Below are 14,738 nucleotides of genomic sequence, written 5' to 3'. Positions count from 1 at the left end.
GGTCATCGTCCGCGAAGGCGGACGATCCAGTATTCCAGAGACGGTGACGTGTCCACGAGAGGCCGCGGCGTACTGGATGCCCCGCCTTCGCGGGGCATGACAGTGGAGCACGTGGCGCCCGCCGTTGCTTGCGGAAACGGCATGATCACTCGGCCGCCGTCAGCCGGTGCACGTCGGCAATATCCTTCGGCACCGGCGCCATCCAGGGCGCGCCGCGCCTCCGCTTGACGTCGACTTCCATCCAGTAGGTCTCCCAGCCCTGGGTCGGGCCGATGCCGTCCATGGTCGCGGGCCCCTGGATGCTGCGCGCGTTGCCCTTCTCCAGATGCAGCATCGGCTTGTCGCCGCCCACAACCTTCTCGATCTCCTGCCGCAGCAGGCGGCGATACTGCACGATCGCCTTGTCGCTCTGGCCGAGATGCTCCTTGGTGCGATCCTGGATCGCGCCCATGGATTCCACCGCCCACTGGTCGTGGACGTTGATGTCGGTGCCCATGCCGGTGTAAGTCGCAGTCTGCTGCTCGTGCGGATCAAAGCCGTAATCGTTGGCCTTGTTCTTGCGCGAGACGTAATCGGGTAGCTCATAGAGCTCGAGCCGCTGGTCGCGCATCTTCTTCTTGTCGACCGGGTTGGTATAGCTGGTGAAGATCGCGTACCAGTAGCAGCTCTCGTCATCGACCGGCACGTGCCACTGTGTGATCGTCATCTCCGTGCTCATGGGAATGACGAAGCCGTGCGGGAAGAGCTGGTTGGTCACCCGCACATGGATGCGCTCGTCGTCGATCTCGCGCAGCGCGATCAGCCGCAGGCCGTATTCGGTGTGCTCGACGTTGATGATCGGGCGATCGTATTCGCGCAGGATCTTGGTCATCGGCAAGTCGCTGCCGGCGGAGGCGCCGCGGAACTGCTTGCCGTATGCGGTCGAGGTATCCTCGTCCTCGAAGAAGCGATGCAGGTAGGACGCGTGCGCGGGATCGATACCGACTTCCAGCGCCTGGAGCCAGTTACAGGCCATGTGGCCCTTGAACGCAAAAATATGCGTACCGGGTGCGACGAAGCAGTCGATCTCCGGAAAAGCGGGCGGGGCATCCTCGCCGAGCCAGGCCCAGAGGATGCCGCTCTTCTCCACCACGGGATAGGAGCGCTGGCGGATGTTCTGGCAGAGCTTTGAATCCTTCGGCTCGGCCGGCGTCTCGATGCACTGCCCCGTCGCGTCGAACAGCCAGCCATGGAAGGCGCAGCGCAGGCCGCCATTCTCGAGCCGTCCGAACGCGAGGTCGGCGCCACGATGCGCGCAGTGCCGGTCGATCAGGCCATAGCGTCCACTCTCGTCGCGGAACAGGACAAGGTTCTCGCCGAGCAGCTTGACCGGGCGGATTGGCCGCGCGCTCTCCAGCTCGTCCAGCAGCGCCGCCGGCTGCCAGTAGCTCCGCATCAGCTTGCCGCATGGATCTTTCGGCCCGGTGCGGGTGATCAGGTCGTTCTGCTCCTGGCTCATCATGGCGGTCGCATCCTTTTTGCTCGGAGGGGCGTTGTTCGCCTATTGAACGAATGGGCGAATTATGCCATGCCTTGGTTTGGCGGCAAGCAATATTTTGCAGGCGCGGAGCGGATGCCGAAGCTGAAGCGGAACGAGACGGAGGAGCGCGCGACGGATTTCGTTGAGAGCCTGGATCGCGGCCTGCGGCTGTTGCAGCTGTTCGGCACGACCGCCGGCCCGATGACGCTGAGCGATCTTGCCCGTGCCGCCGAGCTGCCGCGCGCCACCGCACGGCGCATCCTGTTCACGCTCCAGCGCGGCGGTTTCGTCGCGACCGACGGCAAGCTGTTCTCGCTGACGCCGCATGTGCTGACGCTGGCGGCGTCGTATTTGCGCTCAAACCAGCTCGTCGCCGTGCTGCAACCGGTACTCGACCGCGTCGCGACCGCAGCGCAGGAGATTTCCTCGCTCGCGGTGCTCGACGGCGATGACGTCGTATTCATCGCGCGCGGCAGTCCGATGCGGGTGTTCTCCGGTGGGCTCGAGATCGGCTACCGCCTGCCGGCCTTTTGCACCTCGGTCGGCCGCGCCATGCTCGGCCAGTTCGACGATGCCGCGCTCGCCGCACGCCTGGAGAGGATGAAGCGCGAGGCACTGACGCCGCAGACCGTAACCGATCCGAAGCTGCTCCTGGCACAGATCGCGGCCGATCGGGCGCAGGGTTTTTCGCTGGTCGACCGCGAAGCGGAGCCGCATTTCCGCTCGATCTCCGTTCCCGCCCGCCGCTACGACGACGCCATCGTTGCCGCCATCAACATGGGTGCCCATGTCGACCGCGTGCCGGCGCAGGAGCTGATCGACCGCTTCCTGCCGCTGCTGCGCGAGGGAGCGGAGTCGGTACGCTCGCGGTTGTTGTAGGTTTGTAGGCCGGGTCAGCGAACGCGTAACCGACCGCTCCTCTCTCCGTGCGACGTAATGCGGTGGGTTACGCTGACGCTAACCCACCCTACATCTCCGTCGCTTGTGCTATAATGCGGGCAAACGCAAGAACCCAGGGAGCACGCCATGCATACCATGGTTCCCAGTGATCGCGTGGAGCATGTCGCCGTCTTCGGGCGCGACGGCACAAAGCTCGGCACGATCGAGCGGCTGATGCTCGACAAGCTGAGCGGAACGGTCGCCTATGCCGTGATCAAGACCGGCGGACTGCTCGGCACGCATCACCATTATCCTCTCCAGTGGAGTGCGCTGAAATACGATCCGCGCCGCCAGGCCTTCCAGGTCGAGGTGACGCTGGATGAGCTGAGCGCCGGCCCGTGCGAGTTCGACGGCGAGGAGTTCGACTGGGGCGACCGCTCGCGAAGCTACCAGCATCCGAACTACTGGTCGGTGTAGCGAGGCCACGCAGGGTGGGTTGGCCGGGGACGGTCTCGGTGTCTCCGCGTGCGACGGTGAAAGGCATAACCAACGCATCTCTCAACGCACGGGAAGAAAAAAGGTGGGTTACGCTTCGCTAACCCACCCTACAACCTGTTTGCGCGGCCCCGCGCGGTCTAGGCTAGCTTCAGGCTCCATCGCGGCCGACGCGCAGCAAGGTAAGACACACATACAATGACATTCTCCGGACTAGGCCTTCATCTCGGCAACCTCTCGCGCCTGTCGAATGCGCAGTCGCGCTCGATCAGTCCGGAAAATTTCACCGGCGAAAAAGGCAAGGGCGGCATGGCCGTCGATGGCCCGGCGGCACCTCAGGCGCGTGACCTCGGACGAGGCTGGAAGATCTCACCTTACGTCGTCATCGAGCCCGGCGCGACCTTTACGCTTGCCGACATCGAAGGCGCTGGCGCGATCCAACAGATCTGGATGACGATTTCACGTGGCCGTCTGCGCCGTTCCATCCTGCGCATCTATTGGGATGACCAAACGTTACCCAGCGTCGAATGTCCGATCGGGGATTTCTTTGCCTGCGGCTGGGAGGAATTTGCGCAGGTCTCCTCGCTCGCGGTCTGCGTCAATCCGGGCCGCGGCTTCAACTGCTATTGGGAAATGCCGTTCCGCAAGCGCGCGCGGGTCACGCTGGAGAACCGCAATGAGGAGGCGCAGACCATCTACTACCAGATCAACTACTCGCTGACGGACGTGCCGGCCGATTGCGCCTATTTTCACGCGCAGTTCCGGCGCACCAATCCGGTGCCGTACAAGGAGGTCCACACGCTGCTCGATGGCGTCACCGGACACGGCCACTATATCGGCACCTACATGGCCTGGGGCTCGAACAACAATGGCTGGTGGGGCGAGGGCGAGATCAAATTCTTCATCGACGGCGACGGTGAATTCCCAACCATCTGCGGCACCGGCACCGAGGATTATTTTGGCGGCGCCTACAATTTCGATCCGCGCGTGCCGTGGCAGCTCGCCAATCCCGGCGCGACCGGCGGGCCAGCGTCGCGTTATCTCGAATTCACCACGGCCTATGCCGGCCTGCCGCAGGTGATCCGCCCCGACGGCGTCTACAAGTCGCAGCAGCGCTTCGGCATGTACCGCTGGCACATTCCCGACCCCGTGCGTTTCCGACGCGATCTGCGCGTCACGATGCAGGCGCTCGGCTGGCGCTCCGGCGTCAAGGAGCCGAAATATCTGCCCTTGCAGGACGACGTCGCGTCAGTTGCGTTCTGGTATCAGACACTGCCGACGGCGCCGTTTCCGGAGCTGCCGAGTGCGGATCATCTCGAGGTGGATTGAGCGCGTGCCGCAACGGATAGCGGCCGCCTAGATACGAGCGCCGTCTCCTCCTCTCGGTCATTGCGAGCGCAGCGAAGCAATCCAGAATCCTTCCGCGTTTAGACTCTGGATTGCTTCGTCGCTTCGCTCCTCGCAATGACGAGATTGTGGGAGAAGCGGGATACCCGTTGTCAATGCCGCCGCTGGTCCGCGCCTACAACGCCACGCTACGCAGGCCGAAGCTCCGTGCCTCGTTTTGCAGCACCGGCCGCACCGCATCGATCAGCCGTGCTGCCGCGGCGTCGACACTCAGCCCCGCCGTATCCACCACCGCCGTCGCGCGGGAATAGAGCGGTTCGCGGCTGAGCAGAATGTTGCGCAGCTCCGTCATCGCAGAGCGGTCGTCGGCCATCGGGCGCAGGTCGCCCTGGCGGCGTACGCGGGCCATGTGCTCTTCCGGCTCGGCCTTCAGCCAGATCGTATAGAACGAGGACAGGATCTGATCGAAGGTCAGCGGCTCCGAGACGATGCCGCCGCCGGTTGCGAGCACCATCAGCTCATTGCGCGCGAGAAGCTGTTGCAGCGCCGCCTGCTCCATGCGGCGAAAGCCTTCCTGGCCGTAGAGCGCGATGATTTCGGCGACCGACAGCCCGTTCTGCTCCTCGATCGCCTTGTTGAGCTCGACGAAGCTCCAGCCGATCTTCTTCGCCAGCATCCTGCCGAGCGTCGATTTGCCGGCGCCGCGCAGGCCGATCAGTGCGATCCCGCAGAACGGCGCGCGCCGCGGAGCGGATGGGCTGCCGCCGGCGAGCAGGTCCTTGGCCTGTGCGATCTGGCCAGGCGTCGCCTTGCGCAGAAGGTCGCGGAACATCTGCCAGTCCGGCGCAGGCTCTATCGTCGGCAGCAGGTCTTCCAGATGCGCGCCCATCGCGTTCGACACGCGCCTGAGCAGCACGATCGAGACATTGCCTTTGCCGCTCTCGAGTTGCGCGATGTAGCGCTCGGAAATGCCGGACACCTTGGCGAGTACCTTGCGCGACATGCCGCGCAGGGCGCGCATGGTGCGCACGCGCTGGCCAAGCTGTTCGAGGAATTGGGATTCGGCGTCGGGACTTTCGGTCATTTGCTTTCTTTAGCGGATGTCCGGCGGCGCATTTATCGGAAACATAATGCCTGGTGGCATTGACAGCAAGCCAACAGAGTGTCTTTCTATGAATTATAATTCAAAAATCGGGGGAGAAGTCCGTGAGCGAGGCATCCTATAACGCGGTGACCTGGCTGCTCGACCGCAACGTCGCGGAGGGCAGGGGTAACAAGCTCGTCTTCGACGACACCGTCTCCCGCCTGACCTATGGCGAGCTCCAGCAACAGACCTGCAGAGCCGCCAACATGCTGCGCCGTCTCGGCGTCCGCCGCGAGGAGCGCGTTGCGATGATCATGCTCGACACGGTCGATTTCCCGATCGTGTTTCTGGGTGCGATCCGCGCCGGCATCGTTCCGGTGCCGCTGAACACGCTGCTGACCGCGGAGCAGTACGCCTACATCCTCGCCGACTGCCGCGCGCGCGTGCTGTTCGTCTCCGAGGCGCTCTATCCGGTCATCAGGGATGTCGTCGGCCGCATGCCGGATCTCGAGCATGTCGTCGTTTCCGGCGCGAAGCAGAACGGCCACAAGCAGCTCGCGGAAGAGCTTGCGCAAGAGACCGATGATTTCGCAACTGTGGCGACGCATCCGGACGAGCCCGCGTTCTGGCTCTATTCGTCCGGCTCGACCGGCATGCCCAAGGGCGTGCGCCACCTGCACGCGAACTTGCAGGCGACCGCCGATACCTATGCCAAACGGGTGCTCGGCATTCGCGAGGACGATGTGTGTCTGTCGGCCGCAAAACTGTTCTTCGCCTATGGCCTCGGCAATGCGCTGACCTTCCCCATGTCGGTCGGCGCCACCACCGTGCTGAACACCGAGCGGCCGACGCCGGCGCGCATGTTCGAGCTGATGAACCGATACAACCCGACCATCTTCTACGGCGTGCCGACGCTGTTCGCGGCCATGCTGAACGACGAAGCCTGCAAGCAGGAGCGCGGCGGCAACAAACTTCGCATCTGCACCTCCGCCGGCGAGGCGTTGCCGGAATCGGTGGGGAACGCCTGGAAGACGCGCTTCGGCGTCGACATCCTCGACGGTGTGGGCTCGACCGAGCTGTTGCACATTTTCCTGTCGAACGCGCCCGGCGACATCAAATACGGCTCGTCCGGCAAACCGGTGCCGGGCTATGCGGTGCGGCTCGTGAACGAGGCCGGCCAGGACGTGCCTGACGGCGAGGTGGGCGAGCTCCTGGTCGATGCGCCCTCCGCGGGCGAGGGCTACTGGAATCAGCGCCACAAGAGCCGCCGCACGTTCGAGGGGCCGTGGACGCGCACCGGCGACAAATATGTCCGCGACGCCGAGGGCCGCTACACCTTCTGCGGACGCTCCGACGACATGTTCAAGGTCTCCGGCATCTGGGTCTCGCCCTTCGAGGTCGAGAGCGCCTTGATCACACACCCGGCCGTGCTGGAAGCAGCCGTCGTGCCCGAAGCCGATCCCGAAGGCCTGTTGAAGCCGAAAGCCTTCGTCGTGCTGCGTCCCGGAGCCAGGACGAGCGATCTTCAGGAGATGTTGAAGGAGCACGTCAAGCAGAAGATCGGCCCCTGGAAATATCCGCGCTGGATCGACGTGGTGGAGTCCTTGCCGAAGACGGCAACCGGCAAGATCCAGCGCTACAAGCTGCGCGAAGGCGCGCATTGATTTTTTTCTCGTCATTCCGGGGCGATGCGAAGCATCGAACCCGGAATTTCGAGCCGCGAACATCAATCTCGAGATTCCGGATCAGCTCGCGCTGCGAGCTGTCCGGAATGACCGAGTAAATGGACATAGCAGCATGACCAGACTCACCCCCACAGGCTTCCTCTCCATCGGCGGCGCGAGCCTCGAATACAAATGGCTCGCGCCGCGTGCCGCGGATGCGCCCACCATCGTCATGCTGCATGAGGGGCTCGGCTCGGTCGGCTTGTGGGGTGACTTTCCGGAAAAACTGCAAGCGGCGACCGGCGCCGGGATCTTCCTCTATTCGCGCGCTGGCTACGGCCAGTCGAGTCCCGTGACGCTGCCGCGGCCGCTGGACTACATGCATCGCGAGGCGCTCGACGTGCTGCCGAAGCTGCTCGACGCCATTTCCTTCAAGCGCGGCTTGTTGCTCGGCCATTCCGACGGCGCCTCGATCGCGACGATCTATGCGGGCTCACATCAGGACCATCGTCTGCAAGGCATCGCGCTGATCGCGCCGCATTTCATCGTCGAGGACATCTCGTTGAAGTCGATCGCCGAGATCAAGAAGGCCTATGAGACCACGGATCTCAAGGCCAGGCTGGCGCGCTGGCACAAGGACGTCGACAGCGCCTTCCGTGGTTGGAACGGCGCCTGGCTCGCCCCAAAATTCCGCGACTGGGATATTTCCGAGTACCTCGCCTACATCCGCGTCCCCGTCCTGATCGTGCAAGGTGGGGATGATCAATATGGGACGATGCGCCAGGTCGAGATTGCCAAGGAAGAGTGTTATTGCCCGGTAGATTTGAAGGTCATTTCAGGCGCGGGACATTCCCCGCATCGTGAAGCGCCCCGAGCGACGCTTGATGCTATTGCAGAATTTGCCAAGGCGGCGCTGCGCGTGGATCAAGGTCTTGAGGGACACGCCGCGTAAGGCATTGCAGGCGCCGCTCCGCCCGGCTGCCGGCAAGCTGCCTGATCGTATGCATGAAACAAAATGCATGTATCGCGAGATGGGACCTAGACGTGCCCCAAAAGATGCACTATTGTGCATGTATTGGTAAAAACCAGCCGCGCAATCAAGCTCAAGGGTGGCCCATGGCCGGGGAAGATCGTCGCCTCGCAGGCGGTGCGAAATTCATCGATTTCCAGACCGATCCGTCGCGCTACCGGCACTGGAAGCTTGCGATCGACGGCGAAGTCGCCACGCTGACCATGGACGTGGACGAGAACGGCGGCCTGTTCGAGGGCTATCTGCTCAAGCTCAATTCCTACGACCTCGGCGTCGACATCGAGCTTGCCGACGCGATCCAGCGGCTGCGCTTCGAGTACCCGGACGTGAAGGTCGTGCTGATGCGCTCTGCCAAGAACCGCGTGTTCTGCGCCGGCGCCAACATCCGCATGCTCGCCGGCTCGACCCACGCCCACAAGGTCAACTTCTGCAAGTTCACCAACGAAACCCGCAACGGCATGGAGGACTCTTCGGAGAATTCCGGTCAGCGCTTCATCACGGTCGTGAACGGCTCGGCCGCCGGCGGCGGCTATGAGCTGGCGCTCGCAACCGATCACATCATTCTTGCCGACGACGGCTCCTCCGCCGTGGCGCTGCCCGAAGTGCCGCTGCTGGCGGTGCTGCCCGGCACCGGCGGGCTCACGCGCGTCGTTGACAAGCGCAAGGTGCGCCGCGACCACGCCGACTTCTTCTGCACCATCGAGGAAGGCGTGAAGGGCAAGCGCGCCGTCGCCTGGCGCCTGGTCGACGAGATCGCGCCCAACTCCAAGCTCGAGGCGAAGATCGCCGAGCGCGCCAAGGAATTTGCAGCGTCATCCAAGCGCAAGGGCAGCGGCAGGGGCATTGCGCTCTCGCCGCTCAAGCGCGTCATCGACGAGACCAGCATCCGTTACGGCTTCGTCAGCGTCGACATCGATCGCGCGGCGCGCATCGCCACCATCTCGATCAAGGCGCCGGAGGCTGCGCCTCCCCCCGATATCGACGGCATGCTGGCACAGGGCGCCTCCTTCTGGCCGCTCCAGGTCGCGCGCGAGCTCGACGATGCGATCCTGCACCTGCGCATCAACGAGCTCGAGATCGCCATGCTCGTGTTCAAGAGCCATGGCGAGCGCGCCCATGTGCTCGCCTGCGACGCTTTCCTCGAGGCCAACAAGGCGCACTGGCTGGTCAACGAGATCAGGCACTACTGGAAGCGCGTGCTCAAGCGCATCGACGTCACCTCGCGCACGCTGGTGACGCTGGTCGAGCCCGGCTCCTGCTTTGCCGGCACGCTCGCCGAGCTCGTCTTCGCCGCCGACCGCTCCTACATGCTGATCGGCACGCGCCAGGGCGACAATCGTCCGCCGCCGTCGATCGAACTCTCCGCGATGAATTTCGGCCCCTATCCGATGAGCCATGGGTTGACCCGCCTGCAATCGCGCTTCCAGGCAGACCCGTCCGACGTGGAGCGCGCGGAAGCCACCGTCGGCACCAGTCTCGAGGCCGAGGAGGCTGAGGAGCTCGGCCTCGTCACCTTCGCGCTCGACGACATCGACTGGGACGACGAAGTCCGCGTGTTCCTGGAGGAGCGCGCGAGCTTCTCGCCCGACAGCCTCACCGGCATGGAAGCCAGCCTGCGCTTCGTCGGTCCGGAGACGATGGAGTCGAAAATCTTCGCCCGCCTGACCGCGTGGCAGAACTGGATCTTCCAGCGCCCGAATGCGGTCGGCGAGGAGGGCGCGCTGCGCCGCTACGGCAGCGGCCAGAAGCCGAAATTCGATATGACACGAGTTTAAGGAGGCGCACGGCCATGAACATGAACATCATGAACGTCGACTACTCGACCAAGATTCCGAACAACGTGAATCTCGCCGAAGACCGCCAGGTGCTGAAGGCGTTGGAAGGCTGGCATCCCGGCTATATGGACTGGTGGAGCGACATGGGCCCAGACGGTTTCCAGGAATCGCTCGTGTATCTGCGCACCGCCTATTCGGTCGACCCGCGCGGCTGGGCCAAGTTCGACTATGTGCGCATGCCCGACTATCGCTGGGGCATCCTGCTTGCGCCGCAGGAGGAAAATCGCGTCGTGCCGTTCGGCGAGCATTATGGCGAGCCGGCCTGGCAGGAAGTGCCGGGCGAGCATCGCGCAATGCTGCGCCGTCTGATCGTGATCCAGGGCGACACCGAGCCGGCGTCGGTCGAGCAGCAGCGTCATCTCGGCAAGACCGCGCCCTCGCTCTACGACATGCGCAACCTGTTCCAAGTCAATGTCGAGGAAGGCCGTCACCTCTGGGCGATGGTGTATCTGCTGCAGAAATATTTCGGCCGCGACGGCCGCGAGGAGGCGGACGAATTGTTGCGCCGCCGCTCGGGGGATGCGGATGCGCCGCGCATGCTGGGCGCCTTCAATGAGGCGACGCCGGACTGGCTGTCATTCTTCATGTTCACCTATTTCACCGACCGCGACGGCAAGATGCAGCTGCACAGCCTCGCGCAGTCGGGCTTCGATCCGCTGTCGCGCACCTGCCGTTTCATGCTGACCGAAGAAGCCCATCACATGTTCGTCGGCGAGACCGGCATCACCCGCGTGGTGCAACGGACCTGCGAGGCCATGAGCGAGGCGGGCATCTCCGATCCCACGGACATCGCCAAGGTTCGTGCGCTCGGCGTCATCGACCTGCCGACCATCCAGAAGAAACTGAACCTGCACTATTCGCTGTCGCTCGACCTGTTCGGCTCGGAAGTGTCGACCAACGCTGCGAACGCCTTCAACGCCGGCATCAAGGGCCGCTACAAGGAGACGTCGATCGAGGACGATCACCAGCTCAAGAGCGCGACCTATCCGGTCATGAAGTTCGTCGACGGCCAGATCAAGATGGTCGACGAGCCGGCGCTGACCGCGCTCAACATGCGGCTGCGCGACGATTACACCCAGGACTGCGTCAAGGGCATGCTGCGCTGGAACAAGGTGATCTCGACGGCCGGCTACGACTTCAAGCTGACGGTGCCGCACGTCGCCTTCCACCGCCACATCGGCGAGTTCAAGGACTTGCACGCCACGCCCGAGGGTATCCTGATCGACGACGCCACCTGGGCCAAGCGCAGGGACGACTGGCTGCCGTCAACAAACGACGGCGACTTCATCGCCTCCCTGATGAAGCCCGTCACCGAGATCGGCCAGTTCGCCTCCTGGATCTCGCCGCCGAAAGTCGGCATCGACAACAAGCCCGGCGATTTCGAATACGTGAAGATCGAGTCGTAATGACCGGCGCCCGACGCTCGTCGCCCGTTACCGTATCGAAGACCGTCGTCGGTCGCGAAAGCGCGTGATGACAGTCTTCCAGAGCCAGCGCCTGGATGCGGACGCGTGGATACGGAGAAGCCGCGGCGATGCCCCGCTTTCGCGGGGGCATGATGCCCGGTTTGGCGTGAGTGCAGGGTTAAGGACCGCAGTCCAACTTACTCGGTGTCGTCCCGGCCCCTGCGCAATTGCGCACCAGGCCAGGATTGAAACTCAGGCCGCGGCAAACCGGCGAAAGCCGTTCCACATTGCGGTGGCGGCACCCGAGGTCAGCACTGGCAGGATGCGGGCGTCCTGGTAGTTGCCGTTGAGCGAGACGCGCGGCAGCGCGGTCGAATGGCCGGCATTCTCGGCGAACAGCATGCCGGGGCGCGTCGTCACCGCAGTCTTGAAGCCGCTGGCCCCGGCCAGCGCGAATTCGCGTTCGCCCGCGGCATGGCGGTCGCCATAGGGGTAGGCGAAGTGCTGCACGGGGCGCCCGAGCGCATGCTCGATCCGCGCGCGGCTCAAGGCCATCTCCTGCGTGGCGATCTCCTCGCTCTGCTTGGCGAGGTTGCAATGGGTGATGGTGTGGGCGCCGACCGTCACCAGCGGATCGGCAGCCAGAGCCTTCAGCTCGTTCCAGGACAGGCAGAGCTCGCGGCACAATGCGGCCATGTCGACGTCGTATTTGGTGCAGAGCGCCGTGATCTCGCGCTCGAGGTCGTCCTCGCCCGGCAATGCGCGTAGCCAGTCATGCAGGCGCTCGAACGCCGCCTGTTTCGCATGCGCGGTCGTGGTGTCGAGACGGAGCGCGGCGTGGCCGATCTGCACGTCGATGTGGCCCGCCTTGGCGACGATGGCCTCGAGCGCGATCCACCAGAGACATCCGGTGCCCTCGGCGAAATCGCTCGCGACATAAATGGTCGCCGGCGCGCCGAATTCGCATAGCAGGGGGAGCGCAAAATCCCGGTTGTCGCGGTAGCCGTCGTCCAGCGTGAAGGCAGCGAAGCGGGGGGTGAACCGGCCCTGCGCGAGCCGCTCATGCAACTCGTCCATCGAGACGATGTCGATGTCATGCGAGCGCAAATGGCACAGCGTGGCGCGCAGGAAGTCCGGCGTGACTTCGAGATGCCGGTTGGGCTGGAACGCATCCTCCCGGGGCGGCCGCACATGGTGCAGCATGAAAATGGCGCCGACGCCGGCGAGCAGCGGCCGCAGCAGATGGTGCGCCCCGCTGAAATAGAGTGCTTCCAGCCCGACGCGGATGACGTTGTTGCGCAGTTGTTTCATCGAAGGCTGGTTGACCCCGGCATTCCATGGTCAACCTAGGGGGGAACCCTTGAAGAAAAAGTTAGTCCGGTTGCTCGCTTCGAGCCTTCACAAGGCCGTCATTTCCGGTTTGACAGCCCGCCAAGGGTTTGTTTTGTCTCCGGTTCCAGAGTTCGGGTCGTCGAATGCAGAAGCTTTTCAGGTGGGCCAGCAAATGGTGGCCGGGGCTGATCCCCTTGGCCGTCATGTGGGGAATTGCGGGCTGGAATAACACCTTGCCGCTGGAAGCCGATTTGTCTGCCCGCTCCCTCGCAGCGCTCAAGAATACCGTTCTGGACAAGACCCGGATCGCGGTGGCCGGCCGCGACGTCACTTTTGCGGCCGAAGCGTTCTCCGAGGAGGGGCGGCGCGACGCCGTCATGGCGGTGGAAACCGTGCCGGGCGTGCGCCTGGTCGACGATCAGACCCGGCTGGTTCCCGAGGCCAAGCCTTTCGTCTGGAACGCGGAACGGGATGTCGTCCGGGTCACCCTGTCCGGTAGCGCGCCGCTCCCGGCGGTCAAGGGCCGGCTGGTGGAGGCCGCCCGCAAGGACCTTGGTGGCATCGAGGTCGCCGATCAGATGGGATTGGCACGCGGCGCGCCGCCGCGCTTCGAGAATGCCGCGATGCTTCTGCTCGACCAGGTCGGCAAGCTCAAGGATGGCAAGATCACGATCTCCGACGCCAATGTCAGCCTGTCCGGCATGGCGCGCGAGCTCGGCGGCCGCGAAGCCATTGCGGCGGCGCTGAAGAACCTGCCCGAAGGTTTTTCGGTTGCGACCAACGACATCAAGGCGCCGCCTTACATCTTCCAGGCCTACAAGGATCCGGTCGCCGCGACCGTGACGCTGACCGGCTACGTCCCCGACAACACTATCCACGCGGCCATCGCAACGGCGGCGGGGCGAAAATTCTTCGGCGAGAAGGTCGTCGACAATCTCAAGGCCAGCATCGGCGCGCCTGCTTCGTTCGGCAATTCGGTGGTCGCCGCGCTTGGGGCTCTGTCACGGCTCTCGACCGGCACGCTGGTGGTGACGGATCGCGATGTGAAGCTGTCGGGCGATGCGCTCTATGAGGGCGCGGCCGCCGATATCCGCGCCGGCCTCGGCAAGGATTTTCCCAAGACCTGGCAGTACAAGCCGGAAATCACCGTGAAGCCCGCGGCAGGTCCGGTCGATGGCACCGTCTGTCAGCAGCTGTTCTCCGAGCTCCTGACCAAGGGCAAGATCCGCTTCGAGCCGAAGCGTGCCACGATCGACCCGGACTCCGCAGGACTGCTCGATCACCTCATCGAAACGGCGCTGCGCTGCCCGAATGCCACCATCGAGGTTGCCGGCCACACCGATTCCGACGGCGAGGACGCCTTCAACCAGGCGCTGTCGGAGAAGCGCGCCCAGGCCGTGATCGACTATCTCGTCAAGGCGGGCCTTCCGGCCGATCGCTTTACAGCGGTCGGCTATGGCAGCACCCAGCCGGTGGCCGGGAACGAGACCGACGAAGGCAGGGCGCAAAACCGCCGCATCGAATTTCTGGTGAGATGAATGTCCTTTCTGCTGTCGTTCCATTGGGGTTGGCTGGTCGGATCGCTGCTGCTCGGCCTGGCGATGGGATGGATATCGGTGGTCCAGCGCGGCAACGGCACCTCGAAGGTGCTGGCGCGCTGGCTCGCGGTCCTCGCGGCCGCACTGGTCGCGGCCTCGCTCGCCCGTGTGATCCCCGGCCGATTTGGCTATTGGCTCGACCTCGGCCTGACCATGTTCGGCTGCTATCTCGTCGGCTGCACCATTGGCGCATGCCTGCGCGACTGGGTGGTCTCGCGCAGCGCGCCAGTGGCCTGAGGCCAGCGCTTGCACCCTGCCTATCCCAAGGGCGCGCTGACTGCCCTGGTACTGCGCCCTGGGCGCCGCGCACGGCCGCGACGCTCCGGCGCAGACCAAAACCGCGTCCTGGCCTGCCTTCCCACCGCCGATCGCGGGCCCAAGGATTGACGCCGGCTTAAGCCGCGGTGGAACAGTGCCGGGCTGAAATCATCAAAATTTCATGGCCCATACGCAGCATCGCGATAGAGATTCGGCAGAGGGCCGTGGCGGGAAAGAGCCAAACGATGCAGGACAAGCGCGGATACCCGTCTAAAATATTGAAGAAACGCG

At 64.2% G+C, this 14,738-nt stretch carries 12 protein-coding genes; 9 read left to right on the top strand and 3 right to left on the bottom strand.

Annotated elements, in window-relative coordinates:
• Positions 1 to 145: 145 nt before the first annotated feature.
• Positions 146 to 1,501 carry an aromatic ring-hydroxylating dioxygenase subunit alpha gene (locus tag QA640_RS41840; RefSeq protein WP_283038429.1) on the bottom strand — a complete coding sequence of 452 codons (1,356 nt, stop codon included), beginning with the start codon at positions 1,499 to 1,501 and terminating at the stop codon, positions 146 to 148.
• A gap of 111 nt (positions 1,502 to 1,612) precedes the next feature.
• Here QA640_RS41840 and QA640_RS41835 point away from each other — a divergent pair, with 111 nt between their 5' ends.
• From QA640_RS41835 to QA640_RS41825, 3 genes are all read left to right on the top strand, one after another.
• Positions 1,613 to 2,398, top strand: coding sequence for an IclR family transcriptional regulator C-terminal domain-containing protein (locus tag QA640_RS41835; protein WP_283043052.1), 786 nt, complete (start codon positions 1,613 to 1,615; stop codon positions 2,396 to 2,398).
• 147 nt (positions 2,399 to 2,545) lie between these two features.
• Entirely contained in the window at positions 2,546 to 2,875 is a 330-nt protein-coding gene (locus QA640_RS41830; protein WP_283038428.1) for a PRC-barrel domain-containing protein, read from the top strand.
• Between the two features lie 216 nt (positions 2,876 to 3,091).
• A complete protein-coding gene (locus QA640_RS41825; protein WP_283038427.1) occupies positions 3,092 to 4,222 on the top strand; it encodes a glycoside hydrolase family 172 protein in 1,131 nt (376 codons plus the stop codon).
• A gap of 193 nt (positions 4,223 to 4,415) precedes the next feature.
• Here the strand turns inward: QA640_RS41825 and QA640_RS41820 are convergent, their stop codons facing one another.
• Positions 4,416 to 5,324, bottom strand: a complete 909-nt coding sequence (locus QA640_RS41820) for a helix-turn-helix transcriptional regulator (RefSeq protein WP_283038426.1) — start codon at positions 5,322 to 5,324, stop codon at positions 4,416 to 4,418.
• A 122-nt stretch (positions 5,325 to 5,446) separates the two neighbouring features.
• On the opposite strand from QA640_RS41820, the gene QA640_RS41815 reads away from it, so the two are divergent.
• The 4 genes from QA640_RS41815 (at position 5,447) to boxB (ending at position 11,259) form a co-directional block, all read left to right on the top strand.
• Positions 5,447 to 6,988, top strand: coding sequence for a benzoate-CoA ligase family protein (locus QA640_RS41815; protein WP_283038425.1), 1,542 nt, complete (start codon positions 5,447 to 5,449; stop codon positions 6,986 to 6,988).
• 133 nt (positions 6,989 to 7,121) lie between these two features.
• Positions 7,122 to 7,940: an alpha/beta hydrolase gene (locus tag QA640_RS41810; RefSeq protein WP_283038424.1), complete on the top strand. Its 819-nt coding sequence runs from the start codon at positions 7,122 to 7,124 to the stop codon at positions 7,938 to 7,940.
• 164 nt (positions 7,941 to 8,104) lie between these two features.
• Positions 8,105 to 9,793 carry a 2,3-epoxybenzoyl-CoA dihydrolase gene (gene boxC / locus QA640_RS41805; RefSeq protein ID WP_283038423.1) on the top strand — a complete coding sequence of 563 codons (1,689 nt, stop codon included), beginning with the start codon at positions 8,105 to 8,107 and terminating at the stop codon, positions 9,791 to 9,793.
• A gap of 14 nt (positions 9,794 to 9,807) precedes the next feature.
• A complete protein-coding gene (gene boxB, locus QA640_RS41800) occupies positions 9,808 to 11,259 on the top strand; it encodes a benzoyl-CoA 2,3-epoxidase subunit BoxB (RefSeq protein WP_283038422.1) in 1,452 nt (483 codons plus the stop codon).
• Positions 11,260 to 11,511: 252 nt separating this feature from the next.
• Here boxB and QA640_RS41795 read toward each other — a convergent pair whose 3' ends face one another.
• Positions 11,512 to 12,570 (bottom strand): polysaccharide deacetylase family protein, encoded by a 1,059-nt coding sequence (locus QA640_RS41795; RefSeq protein ID WP_283038421.1) that lies wholly within the window; start codon positions 12,568 to 12,570, stop codon positions 11,512 to 11,514.
• Between the two features lie 164 nt (positions 12,571 to 12,734).
• On the opposite strand from QA640_RS41795, the gene QA640_RS41790 reads away from it, so the two are divergent.
• A complete protein-coding gene (locus QA640_RS41790; protein WP_283038420.1) occupies positions 12,735 to 14,129 on the top strand; it encodes an OmpA family protein in 1,395 nt (464 codons plus the stop codon).
• Positions 14,130 to 14,426, top strand: coding sequence for a hypothetical protein (locus tag QA640_RS41785; protein ID WP_283038419.1), 297 nt, complete (start codon positions 14,130 to 14,132; stop codon positions 14,424 to 14,426). It abuts the gene before it with no gap.
• Positions 14,427 to 14,738 lie beyond the last annotated feature (312 nt).

The sequence above is a fragment of the Bradyrhizobium sp. CB82 genome (assembly GCF_029714405.1).
Taxonomy (GTDB): Bacteria; Pseudomonadota; Alphaproteobacteria; order Rhizobiales; family Xanthobacteraceae; genus Bradyrhizobium.
Note: the sequence above shows the minus strand (reverse complement) of the source record. Positions and strands in the feature narration are given on the sequence as shown.